Raw genomic sequence first — 17,153 nt, forward strand, 5'->3', positions numbered from 1 at the left:
TTACTCCTCGCGCGTACCGCGCTCGTCGTGCGCCTCACTGCCCCGGCCCTGTCGGTCCAGGCGCCGGCGGAGGCGCCGTCGGCGAGGGCAGCGGTTGCGGATACCACGGCGGCGGTAGCGGGTTGTTTTCGTCGTAGGCATTCGGCGGTCCGGTCATGTTCTGAGCTGGGGGTGGCGGTGCGATGTTTGGGCCGCCCATCAACTCGGCCAAGGATGCCGGCGTCAGCAGGTTCGCCGTGGCCGGCTGGACCTTGACCCCTTGCATGCCCGGCGCAACAATCCATCCCGGCTCTGAGTTGCGATGGGACCACGGGGTATCCGGTGAGAAAATCCCGGGAACGGTGGTGTCCTTGTAGCCGGGCGGCGGCTGCAGGCGCGGCTCCGAGTAGGCGACATTCTTCGGCAATGTGTCCGCGGAGCTGAAAAAGTTCACACCGGAGGGGAAATAGTTGAACTTGAACGCATCCATGATCGGTGCCAGGTACTGCGCGCAAAGCTCGGCCGAATCTTGATAGCCGAGTCGACTGCCGGCCTGAATCGCGCTGCAAATGAACTGCAATGGGTTGGCGAAGTTGGTCAGCGCAGCCACGCCGGTCAAGCTGCCATGGGCCGGCTCATAGATCCCGAGCACGTTGGCGGCCATGTTGGGCAGGATGTGCAGCCCGGTCTCCAAACCCTCGCGTGGTTCCGGCTGCACGATTGCGGTGGTGGTCTCGCCGAGGTTGTTGAAGTCGTGTGCTAGTACCTCTCGGTTCTCGGTCAAGAATGTGCTCGCGGTGGACAGCAGGCTGTCGGTTTGTTGGATGGCGTTGGCCGCTGCGTGATCGGAACTGGTAAGCCTGTCGGTGATTTGGGACAGGTCTTTGTTCAGCGCGACGAACTGCTGATCGTCTCTGTGCAGCGCATTGACGAACAGCGCGAGGCTGTGCAGCACCGAGAAGAAATCCCCGCGGCCTTCGTCCAGGGTGGTCAGTGCGGCCGACAAGCTGTCCAGCGTGTTGTTGATCTGCTTGCCCTTGCCCGCCAGCCCGTCGGCGAAGGATTCGATAACGTCGCCGAATGGCCCTTTCTTCTGATCTTTGGTCGGGCCGAGACTGTTGATGATGTGAGTGATGTTGTTGCGCAGGTCATCCCACTCGACCGGCACCTGAGTGCGGTCTTCGGGGATCACCGCATTATCGGCCAGCACCGGTCCACCCTTGTACGGTGGCTCCAACTGAATGCTCCGTGAAGCCACCAGTGTGGGGTTGAGGATCACCGCTTGCGCGCTGGCGGGCACCTTGTATTTGTTGGAATAGTGGAAAGTGACCTTCATCTTGTCGCCGACGGGTTGGATATTGTCAATCGCACCGACGCGGATGCCCATGATGACGACCTTGTCCCCGGCGTAAAGCGCGTTGGTTTCCGGAAAATAGGCCACGGCAGTGTTGTTGGTCAGCTTCTTGTAGAGCTGCCCACCCACCAGAGCAGCGACGAGACCGCCTGCCAGTAGTAGTGATCCGACGATCACCGCCATGCGCGATACGCGCGGCAGTTGGAGTTTGTGGATATCGAAGATCGTGCTCATCGACTGTTACCCCCCATCTCCGCCGGGTGTGATGAACGGGGCCGGTAGCTGTGGGCCGGGGCCCGGCGGTGCCGCGGGTCCGGGCGGCAGTCCGGGCGCGAAGGTCGACGGCGGCGGCGTCGGAGCGGCCGGCTGCAACCCTTCCCGGCGCGCCCCGGGTGGCGCGTTGGGCGGGAGCGGCACGGGTGTGCCCGGAACGTCCGGAGGCGCAATTCCCGGCCGCCCGGCGTCCGGGATCCCCGGCGTCGGGGGCAGGCCATTGGGATTCGGCGGTGAGGAGAGCACGTCGGGCAACGCCGGATACGGCCCGTTGGGCCCGAAGGGACCCTGACCTTGATCGACGCCCGCACAGGGCATCGGGTTGCCCGGCCGCGGTGACATCTCCGGCGGCGGCGCATACGAACACGGCGATCCGGGCGCCACGGCCGGCCCCGGGTGATCCGGGGTGCCTTCCAGCACCGGTGGCGCCGGCGGCGGCGCACCGTTGGGGAGGCGTCTGCCGTTGGGGTCGGGCCACTGGAATGCGGGCAATCCCGCGCTCCGCCAGAAGTTTTCCGGGTCGAGCCCGCGCTTCTTGAACGCCGCGTCCACCCATGGCTGCAGCATCCAGTACGGCAGCAAGTTGCCGACCATCACCTTGAAGTAGGGTCCGGAGCCGACTGCCTCGCTCAACGCCGCGGTGTAGTTGCGCAGCGTGGTCAGCACGTCGGCAAGGTCTTTCTTGTGCGCAACCAGCATGTCGGTGAGAGATCGCAGTTGTTCAAGTAGGTGATGCAGGTTGGGGTTGTCCTTGATGAGACCCTGCACCTGGACGGAAAAGGCCGACACGTTGGCCAATAGTGCGTCAATGGCTCGTCCACGCTCGTTGAATGCGGCCAGCAACTCCTGGGTGTTCCGCAGCAGCGCGTTGATCTGTTTACTGCGGTCACCGAGGACCCCCGCCACCTTCCTGGCCTCCGCGAGCAGATGTTTCAATTGCTCGTCGCGCTTGCCGAGGGTGTCGGAGAACTTGGCCACCCCATCGAGGGCCGCGCTCAGGTGCGGGTAAGTTTGGTTGATGGTCTGCGACAACACATTCAGCGATTTCTTGACGGTGTCGATGTTCCAGCCCGAGGCGGCTTTGGTGACGTCGAAGAACGCGTCGTAGATCTGATAGGGAGTGGTGCTCTGACCCAACGCCAATACCGCGCCCGGTCGCAGTGGCCGGCTACCTCGTGGCTCGATCTCGAGCACCTTCTTGCCCAGCAGTGTGTCGGTGCGGATCGCCAGCCTGCTGTCGGTACCGATGGTGCGCGTGCCGGTCGAAAACTTCATCGTGACGTGGTCCCCGTCGATCTTGAGGTCTTGCACCGTGCCGACGTCCATGCCGAGGATGCGTACCTTGTCGCCTTTGCTCAATCCGCCGGAGTCGCTGAACTGGGCGTAGTAGCTCGCGGTGGCGAACAACATCGGCAGGCTGCTAAAGCTCTGTCCCACACCGACAACAAGCACCACCACAGCGATGGCCAAGGCTCCGACACGCACCCGGTTGGCAGGTTGCAGCGTTCTCATTGCAGCGTGCACCTACCTGACGGCTGCGCCCACAGCTTGACCGAACGAACCGGCCCGCCCGGCTGAAGCCCGTTGACCTTGAGGGCAAGGTCGCAGAGATAGAAGTTGAAAAAGTCGCCGTAGATGCCGCTGGCGCGTCCGACGATGTTGAACGCGGCGGGCAGCTGTCCCAACATGTCGCCGAGCCTGTCGCGTTGCTCGACCAGCGGCCCGGTGACTGTCTCCAAGCGACCGACCGTGTCGTGCAGCAGGGCCCGGTTGTCGGCCAGCAGGTCGGCCACTGTTCCCGCCGCATCGCTGATATGCGCGGTCCCTGCCGCGAGGGGAGCGGCTCGGTCTTTCAACCCGGTGATGAGTACCTCGAATTTATCGATCGTCTCGTCGAACTGTTTTCGATGCCGAACCGTGGTGTCCAGCACGGTGTTCAGGTTGGTAATAACCTCACCGATCGCCTGGTCGCTTTCGGCCAAGCGGTCGGTGAGCTGCGCGGTCTGGTCCAGGATGTCGCTGATGGTGCCGCCCTCCCCCTGGAAGACGGTGATGATCGATGAGGCGATTGAGTTGACTTTCTGCGGATCCAGGGCGCGAAACAGCGGCTTGAAGCCACCGATGAGCGCGTCGAGGTCCAGGGCTGGCTCGGTGCGGGAGAGGGGAATGAATCCGCCTGGAGGTAAAGCACTTTCGGCGCCCTTCCCGGTTCCTCGGCCGAGTTCCAGATACCGGTTACCGATGAGATCCTGATAGCGGATCTCCGCGGTCGTCGACTGATACAGCTGTACCGCGCGGTCGACGGAGAAATCGACACGTATTCGCTTGTCGCCCTCGGCCAGGTCTACCTTTTTGACCTTGCCGACTTCCACACCTGACGCACGGACGAACTGACCGGCACGTAAGCCGCTGGCGTTGGTGAACTCCGCGGAATAGGTGTTGGTCCGGTCGAAGCGCACCTGACCGAAAACCACGACGATGATTGCGGTGAATAACAACTGCACGGATGCGACAGCTGCGAGCCGGATGACCGTACCGGTGATTCTCATGGGTTGATCGTGTTCTCCCCGTACTGGCGCCCCCACACGTATTCGCTGGCGAGGGGCTGGCTGAGCTCGAAATGGTTGTACGGCGCAATGCTGTTGCCGGAGTCCATCACCAGATACGGCGCCGGCCACAGATCACGGGTGATCGGCTGCCAGCAACCTGGCGCGCCGCCGGGTCCGCCCCGTCCGTTCACCCGCGGCAAATTGTCCGGGTACACGTACGGGTTCTCCGTTCCGGCAATCGCGACGCCGAGCTGGGCCGCGTAATGGTTGCCGCTCTCCAGAAACGCGACTCTGGGGGCAAGTTCGGCCAAGTTTCGGAAGGTGCAGAACACTTCCGGGCTGTAGGTGTCGAGTAGGTGTGTGGTCGGCGATAGGTCGGCGAGAAGGCGGATCAAATACGGCTTGCTGCGGGTGAAAATGTCTTCCCCGGTGTTGGCGAAGCCGGACGCGGCCAACAACGCAGCATCCAGTTCGGCCTGATGCCTGTTGAGCGTGCGTGCTGTGGTCACCGCATTCTTAAGCGCGTCAAAGAGATCCGGTGCGGCGTTGGCATAGACATCGCCGAGGGCCGCAAGCTGCTGGATGTCATGGCGGATCGTCGGCATTTGTGGATTCAGGTCGTCGAGGATCCTGTTGCCGTTGACGATCGACTGACCGAACTTTTCACCCAACCCGCTTAACGCCTGCGCCGCCGCGCTCAGCGTGAGGTTCACCTTGACCGGGTCGATGCTCTGCGAAAGCTCTATGAGTGTCTGGAACACCGTATTGAACTCCGTTGTGATCGATGTCGCGTCAATCACTGTTGCGGGTGTGATCGGCTGCGACGAAGGGTCTTTCGGAGAGGTGAACGACACATACTTGTTGCCGAACACCGTGGTCGCCTGGATTTTCGCGACCACGTTGGCCGGAATGAAGTCGACGTACTTTGGATCGACATCGAGCGCGAACTTGGCCGCCGGCTTGCCATGATGCTCGACCTCGGAAATACCGGCTACCCGACCGATGCTCACGCCGTTGTAGGTGACCTTCGAACCCCGATCCATCACCAGACCGGCACGGGATGCCAGCATCGTCAACCGAGTCTTGGCGGTGAAGTCGCCGCGAAACTGTCCGTATATCAACGCAAGCACCAGCGCGCAAGCCAGAAACAGCCCCACCGCCGCCAAGGTATCCGGCCAGGTTCGGGGCTTGCGGTCCTTCTTCTTTTTCACTGGGATCGTCATCGCCGGCTTACACCGTGAGGTTGAAGTTCGGGTCGACGCCGTAGAGCGCGAGCGACGTCAGCAAGACGACGATCACCGTTGACACCAACGAGAAGCGCATCGATCGGCCGACGGCCTCCCCCACACCGACCGGGCCACCGCTGGCGTTATATCCGTAATAGCAGTGGGTGATCATCACGATCACCGCCATGACGATGACCTCCGCTCCCGACCAGAACACGTCCTCGGTGCGCAGGAACGTTTGAAAGTAGTGCTCGTAGGTGCCGACCGACTGGCCGTAAAAGAGTGTGGTGACAACCTGTCCCGACACGAAGGACATCACGAGCGCCATCGCGTACAGCGGAACGACGACGACCAGTCCCGCCATCAGCCGGGTTGACACCAGGAACGCGACCGACTTGATGCCCATCACCTCGAGCGCATCGATCTCCTCGCTGATCCGCATGGCCCCCAACTCGGCCGTCGCGCCGGCACCGACGGTGGCCGCCAGCGCAACGCCGGTCACCACGGCGGTAACCACCCGGACGTTGGCCAACGCGGCGAAGAATCCGGTGAACGCCTCGACGCCGATGTTGCCCAGCGATGCGAAGCCCTGGATGGCGATCAGTGAGCCGCCGGACAGCGTCACGAAACCGACGATCGCGGCGGTGCCGCCGACGACGGCCATCGCACCGGTGCCCATGCCGATCTGGGCGATCAGGCGCAGCGTCTCCCTGCGGTAGTGCCGCAGCGCCCACCCGATCGACCAGCCGCCCACGACGGCGAACCTGGTGAGGTGCCCGGCCTTGTTGAACGCCCGGATGGAGCCGCCGGCGTAATGGTTGAAGTTCGCGACGGCGCGTGGAAAGCGCGCGCGCACGACGGCAGCGGTCGACATGTCAGCGGCCCGTCCCGAACCGCACGCCGATGGTGGTCAGCACCACGTTGACCGCGAACAGGGCGAGCACGCACAACACCAACGTCTCGTTGACGGCGACGCCCACTCCTTTGGGACCGCCCTTTGTCGTCAGTCCGCGGTAGCAGCCCACTAGGCCGGCGATCGTTCCAAATATCGCGGCCTTGATCGTCGCAATGATCACCTCCGGCAGACCGGTCACCAGGGTCAGCGTCGCGAGATACGCGCCACCCGATACGTTCTGCAGACCGACGCCGAAGATGAAGCCACCGACCAAACCGATGGTGATGACGGTGCCGTTGAGCAGCGTGGCGACGACGGTCGCCGCCACCACCCGCGGCACCACCAGTCGGTGGATGGGGTCGATGCCGAGCACCTCCATCGCGTCGATTTCTTCGCGGATGGTGCGCGCACCCAAGTCGGCACAAATGGCGGTCGACCCGGCGCCGGCCACCACCAGCACGGTGGTCAGCGGCCCCAGTTGGGTGACCGCGCCCAGCGCCGCGCCCGCGCCCGAGATGTCGGCGGCGCCGAACGCGGCCAGCAGGGTGTTGAGCGTGAACACAATGAGGACGGTCAGCGGTATCGAGACGGCGATGGTGGGCAGCATTGCGACTCTAGTGATGAACCAGGCCTGGACGATGCACTCGCGCCAGTGAAACGGTTTGCGAAACAACGCTTTTCCGGCCAGTACGCACATATGGGCGAAGCCGCCGATCGTCGCCAGCGGAGGCTGCAGTTGGTCACGCACGTAGTCGGTGAGCCGGGCCGGCGCCGTCGTTGTCACCGCCACCTCACCGCGGAACACGATCGCATGAGGTAACCCACAGTCACCATGCGTCACACTATGTAGCAAAAATCACTTCAGCTACATAAGACACGCGGGGATTCTGGTGTAGTTAAGTTAAGCCCGATTCCGGCTCACTCGGATGGCGCCGTCTTACTGTTTTGCCTGGCGTTCTTCAGGCCAGCCCAGAACCGCGCGGCCTCCCGGATGGACTCCTCGACCGGTCTTGGCTCCCAACCCAGTTCGCGTCCGGCCTTGCTGTGGTCGACGTGGGCTTCGGCCCGCATCATCCGCACCGACGCCAGGCTCAGTTCGGCATCTTTACCGGTCAACCGGGCCCTGAGGCTGCCCAGCGCCCCCAGCCCGTAGAGCGCCGGCACCGAGATGGACCGCCGTGGCGGCGGCACACCGGCTTCGTCGGCCGCGATCTTGACGACCTCCTTCAGCGGAATCATCCGTTCGGAAATGAGGTACCGCTCACCGATGCGCCCATGCTCGGCGGCCAGCAGCAAAGCCCTCGCCGCGTCGTCGACACCGACGACCTCCAACTGGATGCCGTTCATCAGAAAGGGCAGCTTGCCGAAGACCGCGCCGGCGATGAAGGCACCGTGCGGTGTGCGGCCCCAGTCACCGCTGCCGTAGGTCGTCGAGACGCACATCGCGACGGCGGGCAAACCGTTTTCCGATGCGTATCGCAGTACCATGTCCTCGGCCTGCACCCTCGACTCGACATAGGCGGTGAGCCCGCGGCGGTCGATCTGGTCGTCTTCGGTTGCCACGTGGCCGTGCCGACGGCCCACCGTCGCATAGCTACTCGTGAACACGAACCGCTGCAGCTTTGCGGCGATTGGTTTTTCGACGGCGACGTCGAGAACGTTGCGCAGTCCCTCGACGTTAGTGCGAAACAGCGGTGCGGGGTCTTGCAGCCACGCCCGGGTGTCGACCACGCAGTAGTACACCTCGTCGCAACCGTCCATCGCTTGCCGCACGGTGGCGGTATCGAAGACGTCGCCGTGGAATCGGGTGACCTCGAGATCGTCGATGCTGCGGGTATTGGCGCCTCCGCGCACCATGGCACGCACGTCGGCGCCCGCGGCGACGAGTTGGCGGGTGACATGCGAGCCCAAGAATCCGTTGGCGCCGATGACCAGCTTGGGTGCGCTCACGCTGAACCTCCGTATTGACGCAGCCACCGCGCGGCATCCTCGTCGAGCGTGCCCAACGCCTCCGCTTTCTTGCACCACTTGATAGCCGCCCGCAAAAAGCGCAGCGGGTTGTAGATGTCTTCTTGCCGGCACCACTGGCCGTCGCCCGCGTAGGTGATGATCGAGATGTTCGTTGCGCTGATGATGGTGCCGTCACCGGGGTCGCGCATCGGGTTGTCCAGCTCGCAGATGACGCGACCGGTGCGCTCGTCGATGACCGACCACAGCGACGGGAAGGCCGTCATATGGCTGCCGGGAAAGGTCGACATCGTCTCGCGTATCCAGGTGAGTACCTGATCGCGGCCCTTCATGGTGCCCGCGGCGTGCTCGATGTAGTCGACGTCCGGGGTGTACTGCTGCACCCAGGCATCCCAACTCCTGGTCTCGGCGGCGCGGGCCACTGTCTGCTCGAAACTCTCGAATGCGGCGGCCAGCTCGTCGCGGGTAAAAACCTGCTCCACGCAAGAAACTAGAACACGTTCTATCGCTGTTTGTCGAGCAAATGTCCGAACCTACGACCGGCGCTTCTGGCAGCCCGTGCCGCGGGACGGGATAATGCGAAGAATGACGGACTACAGCAAGGCAATACTGGCCGGCGGCTGCTTTTGGGGCATGCAGGACCTGATCCGCAAGCAGCCCGGCGTGGTTTCGACCAGGGTCGGCTATGCCGGCGGTGACGTTCCCCATGCGACCTACCGAAACCACGGAACGCACGCGGAGGCCATCGAGATCACCTATGACCCGGCACGCACCGACTTCCGTACGCTGCTGGAATTCTTTTTCCAGATCCACGATCCGACCACCAAGAACCGACAGGGCAACGACGTCGGGACCAGCTACCGCTCCGCGATCTTCTACGTCGACGAGGAGCAGAAGCGCATTGCGTTGGACACCATCGCCGACGTCGAGGCGTCCGGCCTGTGGCCCGGCAAGGTAGTGACCGAAGTCAGCCCCGCCGGCGACTTCTGGGAGGCCGAGCCCGAGCATCAGGACTATCTGGAGCGCTACCCCAGCGGGTATACGTGCCATTACCTCCGGCCCGGCTGGAAGCTGCCGCGTCGCGCCGCGGCCGACCGTTAGCCGCCGAGCGCGCGTAACTGATACAGGCCGCGGGTGGTGGCGACCGTCTTGCCGTCGGCATCGGTCACCACCGCCTCCAGGGTGAAGTCGGCCTTACCTCGTTGGGCCGCTTCGGCTTCGATCCGCGCGATCGTCTCGTCATCGAGGCTGGCTTGCGCACGGACGTCGGACTTGGCCATCGAGACGAATTGGATGTCAAGGTTCTTGACCAACGGAAAGTACTTGGTGGTGTCGAAGGTGATCAGCGGAATGATCCCGCCGAGGATTTCGGCCACGGTGAACAGCACGCCGGCATAGATGACCCCGAAATGGTTCCCGTTGCCTTCGGCCGGGACGGTCGTGGCGGCAAAACCGGGCCGAGCCTCGACGACCTTCAGGCCCATCTTGTGTGCAATCGGAATCGTCGTTGCTATGGCGCCGTTCATGGTGTCCACGAGCTGGTTGGCCCCACGATCGCTGACAGTCATGACCGCCGATCTTAACGCCGATGGACCACAATCTTCCCGCCGTCCTTGGGGGTAAAGGCAACGCCCCGGGAATGCCATCTCTCGCCTGGGGCAGTCGTGGTCTCGATAGTGAAGTGGCGCAACACCGTTCGTAGCACCACATCCATCTCCATGTTCGCGAACACGGCACCTACGCAGCGCCGGGAGCCACCGCCGAACGGGATCCAGGCGAAGCTGGGCGGCTTGGAGCCGACGAAGCGCTGCGGATCGAAGCGGTCCGGCTCCGCAAAAATGTCGGGGTTGGCGTGCAGGCGTTCAATGCCCACCAGGATCGACGACCCACGGGGAATGGCCCACTCGCCCAGTTCGTACACGGGTGAATAGACGTGGCGGCCGGCCAAATCGATCACCGTTCTGCTGCGCTGCACCTCGAGGATCGTCGCCTGTCGCAGTTCGCTGCCTTGCGCGTCGGCCTCGGCCACCAGCGCGGCGAGCACATCAGGGTGGCGACTGATCCGCTCGAAGGCCCAGCCGAGGGTGGCAGCTGTCGTTTCATGTCCGGCGGCCAACAGCGTTAGGAGCTCATCGCCGATGTCGTTGCGCGACATGGCCGAACCGTCTTCGTAGGTGCTGCGCAGCATCAGCGCCAGTACATCGGTCCGCTCTTCGAAATTCGGATCGGCGCGCTCCGCGTCGATGAGCTTGTCGAGGATGACGTCGTATTGGCGCCGCCACCCGGCCATTCGGCCCCACGGGGTATAGCGGCCGTAGGTTCGTTGCGGCTTGGGCAGCAGGGCCATCTTTGAGCCCAGGGTGACCCACGGCGGCAGGATCCGGCGCAGTTGATCGAGCTCGGCGCCTTCGGCCCCGAAGACCGCGCGCAGGATGGCATTGAGCGTGATCCGCATCGTCGAGGGCAGCGTGGCGAATAACGCGCCTTCGGGCCAGCCAGCGATCTCGCGCAGCGTCTCTTCCTCGATGATCCGCTCGTAGTTCTTGATGCTCTTGCCATGAAAGGGCGGGGCCAGCAGGCGGCGTCGCTGTCGGTGTTCGTCGCCGTCGAGCGCGAACACCGAACCCGACCCGAATAACCGGCTCAGGTTGGGCCGGATATTGCCGAGCAGGTCTGGGCTGGTGGTGAAAATCTGCTTGGCCAGTTGCGGATTCGCCACCACCACGACCCGGCCATAGACCGGGACGGTGAGCATGAACACCTCGCCGTGACGGCGGGCCATCTGCTGGACGGTCCATCGCCGCGAGATCGCGAATGCCGCGCCCTGAAAGACTTTTGGGATGCGCGGGGCTGGGGGCAGCCGGACTGCCGGCGGCGCCGGGGCCGCCGGTGTGTCGATGGTGCTCATCGCTGCTCCCAACATATCGAGATGGTACTGCGCCGTACCACGGCCTATTCGGGTACGGTACCCTGTGGTACCAAGCGCTGGCAAGAGCTATTCGGCGTTTCCGTCAGAAGGAGGCGACGTGGCGACAACCGTCGCTGACGACGCAGCTTCGGTCGAACCGACCGACGTCGACCCGTTTCGACGCCGCCTGCTCGACGGTCTCGCGGCCTCCATAACCGAGCGCGGATACCGCGCCTCCACCGTCGCCGACATCGTCCGTCACGCCCGCACGTCCAAGCGGACGTTCTATGACCAGTTCGAGAGTAAAGAGCAGTGCTTTCTCGAGCTGTTGCATGTCGATGTCGACAACCTGGCGAACGAGATTCGCGACGCCGTCGATCCCGACGCGGACTGGCAGGCTCAGATTCGCCAGGCCGTGGAAGCCTACGTCGGCCACATCGAAGCCCGACCGGCTATCACCTTGAGTTGGATCCGCGAAATGCCGTCTCTGGACGCGGCGGCCCGACCGTTCCAGCGTCGCGGCCTGCAGCTGTTGACCAGTCTGTTGGTCAACCTCAGCGGCAGCACGGGGTTTCAACAGGCCGGACTGCCGCCATTGACGCGACCCTCGGCGGTGATTCTGGTGGGCGGCCTGCGGGAACTGACCGCACTCGCCGTCGAGGACGGGCACAGCATGCGCGAAATCGTCGAGCCCGCCGTGCATGCCTCCGTTGCACTGCTTGGGTATCGGCGCTAGAACCAGCTCAAATCTTCAGGAAGGCGCGCAGCCGGTCCAGCACCAGATCGGGGCGCTGCTCGACGATCCAATGCCCGACACCGTCGACCAGCTCGACCTCGAAATCGCTTATGTGCTCGGCATATCCGCCCAGGAGATCCGGTATGAGCACCGGATCTTGGGTGCCACTCAGCCAGCGGACCGGGACCTCGACGGGAACGTCGTCGAATTCGCCCCGCAGCCAGCGCAGCATCTCCGTGCTCTGAAAGGTGCGATACCACCGCGATCCGGCCACCGCGTGGCCGGGCTGGCGCATGCACTCGACGTACATACGGACGTCGTCCTCGGGCACGATGAATCCGCCGCCGACCCACGACGCCAGCATCTTGAAGTAGCGGGCCTTGGGATCTGCGATCAGGCGCGGCCCGATCACCGGCAGCAACATCGGGATCTGATACCAGAACCGCCAGATGTTGCGGACCGATGAGAGATCGCGCTGCACGTAGGGCGCCGCGGTATTGAGTCCGAAGAACCCGGTCACCTTCGCCGGATGCCGCAGCATCATGATGAACGCGACCGGCCCACCCCAGTCGTGGGCCACCAGCTTCACCGGCCCGACGTCCAGCCGATCCAGCACGGCCGCCAGGTCGTCGGCCATCTCGTTCTTCAGATAGCGCGAGCGCGGCGCCGAACTCCACCCCGCGCCGCGCAGGTCGGGGCACAGTACCCGGTAGCCGTCGGCGGCCAGCGGGCCGATCAGCTCGTGCCACTCCCACCAGTTTTCCGGAAAGCCGTGCACCAGCATTACCGGCGGCCCGTCGGCGGGTCCGGCGTCGGCGACGTGAATCGTGACGCCTCCGCCCACATCGATGAATTTATGCTCGACGCCATCGAGTGAGGGGAGGGTAACCATGGCGTGACAATTTAGCAACGGATGCGAAACTGGTCGGGGATATACACAAAGAGTGGTCATTCACCGCAAAATCGGAATGGTTGCGGGGGGGTGCGCGATAGTCGGCGCGGCAGCGATGGGCTTGGCAGGAAGCGCGCAGGCCAACCCCTACTCCGAGCAGTTCCAGTCGCCGTCGGGAGATATCTCCTGCAACCTGGTCAACTACCCTCCAACAGACAAACTCGGGTTCGGTAAGAATTTCGTGCAGTGCGACATCGTTAACCAGAGCTGGGTGCCACCGCGGCCGCCCCCAGGGGGTCGGGCCGACGCCACCAGCACCGTCGTTCTCATGCGGGGCCAGTTGCCGATTGTGGGCTACAGTCCAGGCACCTTGGCGGCCTCCGATCCGGTGAATTACGACCAACCGGTTTCAGCGGGTGTGATCGCCTGCAAGAGCGAGCAGGCCGCCGTGAAATGCACCGACGTCAGCACCGGGCACTTCTTCCGAGTGTCGAAGGAGTCCTACGAGCTGGGGTGATGATCTCCCCAGCTCATAGCCACTCGGTGCATTCAGGCGGCGACCCGCTGATCAGCGCGCTTCGACTCGATGCCGCGACCCTTCGGCGGGAGCGCCAGTTTCACGATCTTGCGCACGACGGTGGCGAACTGTTCCGGCAGCGAGCCCGAGTTGTACGGAATGCCGTAGCGCCGGCAGATCTCCTGCACCTCCGGGGCGATCTCCGCGTAGCGGCGGGCCGGCATGTCCGGGAAGAGGTGGTGTTCGATCTGGTGCGACAAGTTACCGGACAGCAAGTGGAACAGCTTGCCGCCAGTCAAGTTCGCCGAACCGAGAATCTGGCGGAAATACCACATCCCACGTGACTCGTCTTGAGTCTCTTCGACGGTGAATTCCTGTGTGCCATCCGGGAAGTGGCCGCAGAAGATGATCATGTACGACCAGACGTTGCGGATCAGATTGGCCGACAGGTTGCCGGCGAACACGAACGGGGCGAACGGGCCGGCCAGCAGCGGGAAGGCGACGTAGTCCTTCAGCATCTGCCTGCGGGTTTTTCGCCAAATACCTTGCAGGACTTCGCGTTTGTCGACCAACCGGATTTCGCCTGCGCGGATGCGTTCGGTTTCCAGTTCGTGCAGCGCGACCCCATACTGGAAGAGCACCATCAGCAGGAACGCGTAGACCGGGTTGCCAAGGAAGTATGGTTTCCATGGCTGATCCTCACTCATCCGCAGGATGCCGTAGCCGATGTCGCGGTCCATACCCACGATGTTGGTGTAGGTGTGGTGCATGTAGTTGTGCGAGTGCCGCCATTGATCGGCCGGGCACGCGGTGTCCCATTCGAAGTCGCCGCCGCGGATGTTTGGGTCACGCATCCAGTCGTACTGCCCGTGCATGATGTTATGGCCGATCTCCATGTTGTCGAGGATCTTTGCCACTCCGAGCATCGCGGTGCCCGCGAGCCAGGCCGGCGGCAGGATCCCGGCGAACAGCAGGGCGCGGCCACTCACTTCGAGTGCGCGCTGCGTCTTGATGACGCGACGGATGTAGTCGGCGTCGCGCTGGCCGAGATCGGCCATCACGCGTTCCTTGATGGCGTCGAGTTCACGGCCGAACGCATCGGCCTGCTCGGGCGTCAGGGCAATCTTGGGCTGTGACATGAAGTTCTCCAGCTTCTCTAGAGGGCGATGTCGACGTCACCGACGGGAATGGACACACAGATCTGCACGTCCTCGTCGGGTGCGGTCGACACCGCGCCGGTGGTCAGGTTGCGCACGACGCCGCAGGCTTTGCGGCGCGTGCAGGTATGGCAGATGCCCATCCGGCATCCGCTCGCCGGGGTAAGGCCAGCCGATTCGGCTTGCTCGAGCAGTGAGCGCCCGTCGTCAACCACCTCAATGCCGCTGTCCGCGAACGTCACTCGACCGCCCGACGGTTCCGCGGGCAGCGCGGGCGTCGGGGCCACGAAGCTCTCCGCGTACACGTTCTGGCAGTGCTCTCGGACGGTGTCGACTAAAGCCGCAGGGCCGCAGACGAATACGGCATCCGGTGACGGCATCGCCGCCGCCAGGTGTTTGGGCCCGAATCGGCCCTCGAGCTCGCCGCCGGCTGAGCGGGTATAGCCATGCAGCACCCGCACACGCGTCATATCGACGAGCTCGTCGCGGTAGCAGGCCTCGGCCGGGTTGCGCGCGTAATGCACGAACGCGATTTCGCCGGTGTGGCCTTCGTCGAGCAGCGTGCGCAGCATCGCCATGACGGGCGTGATGCCACTACCACCGGAGACGAACAGAATCCGGTGGGGTCGTTGCGGTGGCAAGACGAAGTCGCCGCCGACGCCGGCAAGCCCGACCACCATCCCTCGCCGGGCTCGCTCGTACAGAAATGTCGAGACCAGCCCGCCGTCGTGCTGTCCGATCGTCAGCTCGAGATGCGAGGCGCCCTCGGCATTGGCAGGTGAGTAGCAGCGGGTGTGCCGACGGCCGTCGATCTCGACGGCGAGGTTGACGTACTGTCCCGCACGCAGTGTGCGACCGGTGTCGGCGAACGCGTCGTTGGGCGCCAGCACCAGGGTGACGCTGCGCGGGGTGGTCCGCCGCACATCCACGACTTTCGCGCGGCCCTCGCCGCGCGTCCAGGTGGGGGCCAGCAGTTCGGTGTACCGGTCGACGCCGTGCGGGCCGGTAAGCAGGCCGACCAGGTCGGAACCCAGTACCCGCTTCTTCAAGTCTTGAGTGAACATATGTATACCGTGCACGCACATGGTGCAGCTCGTCAAGGGTTTCCGCAGGTCTGTGATAGCGTTCACACAGTGAACGATCGTCCTCCTAGCACACGCCCGCACCGGTCGGGCCGGGGGCGTAGCCGCGAAGGACCGTCCCGTGAGGAGCGCAAAGAGGCGACCCGCCGGGCCATCGTCGCCGCCGCGCTCAAACTGCTGGACGACCGCAGTTTCAGCGGTCTGAGCCTGCGTGAGGTGACCCGCGAGGCCGGAATCGTGCCGGGCGCGTTCTACCGTCACTTCGAATCGATGGAGGCCCTCGGGCTGGTCCTGATCGACGAGTCGTTTCGAATCTTGCGCGACATGCTGCGCGGCGCCCGCGCCGGCAAGCTCGACCCGAACCGCGTGATCGAGTCGTCCGTCGAGATCGTCGTCGCCAGCGTCACCGAGCGTCGCGAGCATTGGCGCTTCATCGGGCGCGAACGCTCCAGCGGCGTCACCGTGTTGCGCTATGCCATCCGCACCGAGTTCCGACTGCTCACCTCGGAGCTGGCCACCGACCTGGCCCGCTTCCCGGGGCTGAATGCGTGGAGCACCGAAGATCTCAACGTGCTCGCGACCCTGTTCGTCAACTCGATGATCGTCGTCGCCGAGGCGCTCGAGGACGCCCAGGGCGCGGAGGCGCTCGAGGAGATCCGGCGGACCGCGGTCAAGCAGCTGCGGATGATCGTGATCGGCATCAACGGCTGGCGCAGTAGCCCGTAGTCGGCTCGGGCACGGATTACGAGCGCTCCAGGTTCTCAGCGCAATTGGTCAGAGCCTCGGCAACGCTTCGCCGCGCACTGGCCGAAATGCCCTGCAGCATTACCGCTTCGACTCCGAACACGGCGTCATCGGCGGCGTTGAGTTGTCGCGATCCCCGGCGGGTCAGACGCAACGACCGCGCTCTGCCGCGCGGCGGAGCGTCGACGGTCTCGACTAGACCCGCCGTGCGCAATCCGGTCAGCAGGTCCTGCAAGGACTGTCGCGTCACGAAGCACAACCGCGCCAGTTCGGCGGCCGAGGCATCCGGATGTTCGGCGAGCGCACGCAGCGCCGCGTACTGCGCCATCGACAGCCCGGTCGGCTTCAGCGCGGCGTCGCATCGCCGTCGCAGCCCTTGCTGGACCCGCTTGACCAGATAACCGACCGAACGTTCCCTCTCGGACCATTGCATGACAGGAACCTTACATCAGTGCTAGGCTTAAGTAAGGAACCTGACATTGGAGGAGCCATGACCGTCATCACCGAACACGCCGACCACGCGACGCTGATCAACGTCTTCACCGTGGAACCCGAGCGGGCGCGACAACTCACCGACCTGTTGACCGCAGCCACCGAGGAAGTGATGCAGCACATCGACGGGTTCATCTCGGCGAACATTCACCTCAGCACCGACGGCACCCGCGTCGTCAACTACGCGCAATGGCGCAGTGCCGACGCGCTTCAGGCGATGCGGCAGAACAGCACGGCCCTGCAACACATGGCGCTGTGTGCCGAACTGGCGAACGGCTACGACCCCCACCTGTATACCGTCGAGTCAGTGCACACCGCGTCGGCCTAGCCGGGGGGCCATGATGGTGCAATGGGCACCAGAATGCGCGATCTGCTCGGCGG

General features: G+C 64.1%; 19 protein-coding genes. 5 read left to right on the top strand and 14 right to left on the bottom strand.

Features of this window, described 5'->3' with window-relative positions; all coding sequences use genetic code 11:
• Positions 1 to 34: 34 nt before the first annotated feature.
• The 8 genes from VNW74_RS28265 to VNW74_RS28300 form a co-directional block, all read right to left on the bottom strand.
• The gene (locus tag VNW74_RS28265) at positions 35 to 1,567 is read right to left on the bottom strand and encodes a virulence factor Mce family protein (RefSeq protein ID WP_325683025.1); all 1,533 of its coding nucleotides are present in this window, start codon (positions 1,565 to 1,567) and stop codon (positions 35 to 37) included.
• A 6-nt stretch (positions 1,568 to 1,573) separates the two neighbouring features.
• Positions 1,574 to 3,118: an MCE family protein gene (locus VNW74_RS28270; RefSeq protein WP_325683027.1), complete on the bottom strand. Its 1,545-nt coding sequence runs from the start codon at positions 3,116 to 3,118 to the stop codon at positions 1,574 to 1,576.
• Complete coding sequence (locus VNW74_RS28275; RefSeq protein ID WP_325683029.1) at positions 3,115 to 4,155, bottom strand: virulence factor Mce family protein; 1,041 nt, start codon at positions 4,153 to 4,155, stop codon at positions 3,115 to 3,117. The genes VNW74_RS28270 and VNW74_RS28275 overlap by 4 nt, the downstream gene beginning before the upstream one ends.
• A complete protein-coding gene (locus tag VNW74_RS28280; RefSeq protein WP_325683032.1) occupies positions 4,152 to 5,378 on the bottom strand; it encodes an MCE family protein in 1,227 nt (408 codons plus the stop codon). Before VNW74_RS28280 ends, VNW74_RS28275 begins: the two co-directional genes overlap by 4 nt.
• A 7-nt stretch (positions 5,379 to 5,385) precedes the next feature.
• The gene (locus VNW74_RS28285) at positions 5,386 to 6,255 is read right to left on the bottom strand and encodes an ABC transporter permease (protein ID WP_325683034.1); all 870 of its coding nucleotides are present in this window, start codon (positions 6,253 to 6,255) and stop codon (positions 5,386 to 5,388) included.
• A 1-nt stretch (position 6,256) separates the two neighbouring features.
• The gene (locus tag VNW74_RS28290) at positions 6,257 to 6,973 is read right to left on the bottom strand and encodes an MlaE family ABC transporter permease (protein ID WP_414686810.1); all 717 of its coding nucleotides are present in this window, start codon (positions 6,971 to 6,973) and stop codon (positions 6,257 to 6,259) included.
• A 221-nt stretch (positions 6,974 to 7,194) separates the two neighbouring features.
• On the bottom strand, positions 7,195 to 8,226 hold the full coding sequence (locus VNW74_RS28295; protein WP_325683038.1) for an NAD-dependent epimerase/dehydratase family protein: 1,032 nt from the start codon (positions 8,224 to 8,226) through the stop codon (positions 7,195 to 7,197).
• Entirely contained in the window at positions 8,223 to 8,726 is a 504-nt protein-coding gene (locus VNW74_RS28300) for a nuclear transport factor 2 family protein (RefSeq protein WP_325683040.1), read from the bottom strand. The genes VNW74_RS28295 and VNW74_RS28300 overlap by 4 nt, the downstream gene beginning before the upstream one ends.
• Before the next feature lie 103 nt (positions 8,727 to 8,829).
• On the opposite strand from VNW74_RS28300, the gene msrA reads away from it, so the two are divergent.
• Positions 8,830 to 9,345, top strand: a complete 516-nt coding sequence (msrA, locus tag VNW74_RS28305; RefSeq protein WP_325683042.1) for a peptide-methionine (S)-S-oxide reductase MsrA — start codon at positions 8,830 to 8,832, stop codon at positions 9,343 to 9,345.
• Here msrA and VNW74_RS28310 read toward each other — a convergent pair.
• Together VNW74_RS28310 and VNW74_RS28315 are read right to left on the bottom strand one after the other, a co-directional pair.
• Complete coding sequence (locus VNW74_RS28310; protein ID WP_325683044.1) at positions 9,342 to 9,812, bottom strand: YiiD C-terminal domain-containing protein; 471 nt, start codon at positions 9,810 to 9,812, stop codon at positions 9,342 to 9,344. The two genes, msrA and VNW74_RS28310, sit on opposite strands and share 4 nt — an antisense overlap.
• Before the next feature lie 11 nt (positions 9,813 to 9,823).
• Positions 9,824 to 11,152, bottom strand: coding sequence for a cytochrome P450 (locus tag VNW74_RS28315; RefSeq protein ID WP_325683046.1), 1,329 nt, complete (start codon positions 11,150 to 11,152; stop codon positions 9,824 to 9,826).
• Between the two features lie 118 nt (positions 11,153 to 11,270).
• Between VNW74_RS28315 and VNW74_RS28320 the strand changes: the two genes are divergently transcribed.
• Positions 11,271 to 11,888 (top strand): helix-turn-helix domain-containing protein, encoded by a 618-nt coding sequence (locus VNW74_RS28320; RefSeq protein ID WP_325683048.1) that lies wholly within the window; start codon positions 11,271 to 11,273, stop codon positions 11,886 to 11,888.
• A gap of 7 nt (positions 11,889 to 11,895) precedes the next feature.
• Here VNW74_RS28320 and VNW74_RS28325 read toward each other — a convergent pair whose 3' ends face one another.
• Entirely contained in the window at positions 11,896 to 12,780 is an 885-nt protein-coding gene (locus tag VNW74_RS28325) for an alpha/beta hydrolase (RefSeq protein WP_325683050.1), read from the bottom strand.
• A 52-nt stretch (positions 12,781 to 12,832) separates the two neighbouring features.
• On the opposite strand from VNW74_RS28325, the gene VNW74_RS28330 reads away from it, so the two are divergent.
• On the top strand, positions 12,833 to 13,297 hold the full coding sequence (locus tag VNW74_RS28330; RefSeq protein ID WP_325683052.1) for a hypothetical protein: 465 nt from the start codon (positions 12,833 to 12,835) through the stop codon (positions 13,295 to 13,297).
• Between the two features lie 32 nt (positions 13,298 to 13,329).
• On the opposite strand, the gene VNW74_RS28335 is transcribed toward VNW74_RS28330, so the two are convergent.
• Together VNW74_RS28335 and VNW74_RS28340 are read right to left on the bottom strand one after the other, a co-directional pair.
• The gene (locus VNW74_RS28335; protein ID WP_325683054.1) at positions 13,330 to 14,436 is read right to left on the bottom strand and encodes an acyl-CoA desaturase; all 1,107 of its coding nucleotides are present in this window, start codon (positions 14,434 to 14,436) and stop codon (positions 13,330 to 13,332) included.
• A 17-nt stretch (positions 14,437 to 14,453) separates the two neighbouring features.
• Positions 14,454 to 15,518: a ferredoxin reductase gene (locus VNW74_RS28340; protein WP_325683056.1), complete on the bottom strand. Its 1,065-nt coding sequence runs from the start codon at positions 15,516 to 15,518 to the stop codon at positions 14,454 to 14,456.
• Positions 15,519 to 15,587: 69 nt separating this feature from the next.
• Between VNW74_RS28340 and VNW74_RS28345 the strand changes: the two genes are divergently transcribed.
• Positions 15,588 to 16,262 carry a TetR family transcriptional regulator gene (locus VNW74_RS28345; RefSeq protein ID WP_325683057.1) on the top strand — a complete coding sequence of 225 codons (675 nt, stop codon included), beginning with the start codon at positions 15,588 to 15,590 and terminating at the stop codon, positions 16,260 to 16,262.
• Between the two features lie 16 nt (positions 16,263 to 16,278).
• On the opposite strand, the gene VNW74_RS28350 is transcribed toward VNW74_RS28345, so the two are convergent.
• Positions 16,279 to 16,713 (bottom strand): MarR family winged helix-turn-helix transcriptional regulator, encoded by a 435-nt coding sequence (locus tag VNW74_RS28350; protein WP_325683059.1) that lies wholly within the window; start codon positions 16,711 to 16,713, stop codon positions 16,279 to 16,281.
• Between the two features lie 57 nt (positions 16,714 to 16,770).
• Here VNW74_RS28350 and VNW74_RS28355 point away from each other — a divergent pair, with 57 nt between their 5' ends.
• Positions 16,771 to 17,100, top strand: a complete 330-nt coding sequence (locus tag VNW74_RS28355) for an antibiotic biosynthesis monooxygenase family protein (protein ID WP_325683061.1) — start codon at positions 16,771 to 16,773, stop codon at positions 17,098 to 17,100.
• The last annotated feature ends 53 nt before the right edge of the window (positions 17,101 to 17,153 follow it).

The sequence above is a fragment of the Mycobacterium sp. genome, from assembly GCF_035570115.1.
Lineage (GTDB): Bacteria > Actinomycetota > Actinomycetes > Mycobacteriales > Mycobacteriaceae > Mycobacterium.

Excerpts from the sequence above, each read along its gene's own strand:
- VNW74_RS28265 (WP_325683025.1), bottom strand. The coding sequence starts at position 1,567 with ATGAGCACGATCTTCGATATCCACAAACTCCAACTGCCGCGCGTATCG.
- VNW74_RS28270 (WP_325683027.1), bottom strand. The coding sequence starts at position 3,118 with ATGAGAACGCTGCAACCTGCCAACCGGGTGCGTGTCGGAGCCTTGGCC.
- VNW74_RS28275 (WP_325683029.1), bottom strand. The coding sequence starts at position 4,155 with ATGAGAATCACCGGTACGGTCATCCGGCTCGCAGCTGTCGCATCCGTG.
- VNW74_RS28280 (WP_325683032.1), bottom strand. The coding sequence starts at position 5,378 with ATGACGATCCCAGTGAAAAAGAAGAAGGACCGCAAGCCCCGAACCTGG.
- VNW74_RS28285 (WP_325683034.1), bottom strand. The coding sequence starts at position 6,255 with ATGTCGACCGCTGCCGTCGTGCGCGCGCGCTTTCCACGCGCCGTCGCG.
- VNW74_RS28290 (WP_414686810.1), bottom strand. The coding sequence starts at position 6,973 with ATGTGCGTACTGGCCGGAAAAGCGTTGTTTCGCAAACCGTTTCACTGG.
- msrA (WP_325683042.1), top strand. The coding sequence starts at position 8,830 with ATGACGGACTACAGCAAGGCAATACTGGCCGGCGGCTGCTTTTGGGGC.
- VNW74_RS28310 (WP_325683044.1), bottom strand. The coding sequence starts at position 9,812 with ATGACTGTCAGCGATCGTGGGGCCAACCAGCTCGTGGACACCATGAAC.
- VNW74_RS28315 (WP_325683046.1), bottom strand. The coding sequence starts at position 11,152 with ATGAGCACCATCGACACACCGGCGGCCCCGGCGCCGCCGGCAGTCCGG.
- VNW74_RS28325 (WP_325683050.1), bottom strand. The coding sequence starts at position 12,780 with ATGGTTACCCTCCCCTCACTCGATGGCGTCGAGCATAAATTCATCGAT.
- VNW74_RS28335 (WP_325683054.1), bottom strand. The coding sequence starts at position 14,436 with ATGTCACAGCCCAAGATTGCCCTGACGCCCGAGCAGGCCGATGCGTTC.
- VNW74_RS28340 (WP_325683056.1), bottom strand. The coding sequence starts at position 15,518 with ATGTTCACTCAAGACTTGAAGAAGCGGGTACTGGGTTCCGACCTGGTC.
- VNW74_RS28350 (WP_325683059.1), bottom strand. The coding sequence starts at position 16,713 with ATGCAATGGTCCGAGAGGGAACGTTCGGTCGGTTATCTGGTCAAGCGG.
- VNW74_RS28355 (WP_325683061.1), top strand. The coding sequence starts at position 16,771 with ATGACCGTCATCACCGAACACGCCGACCACGCGACGCTGATCAACGTC.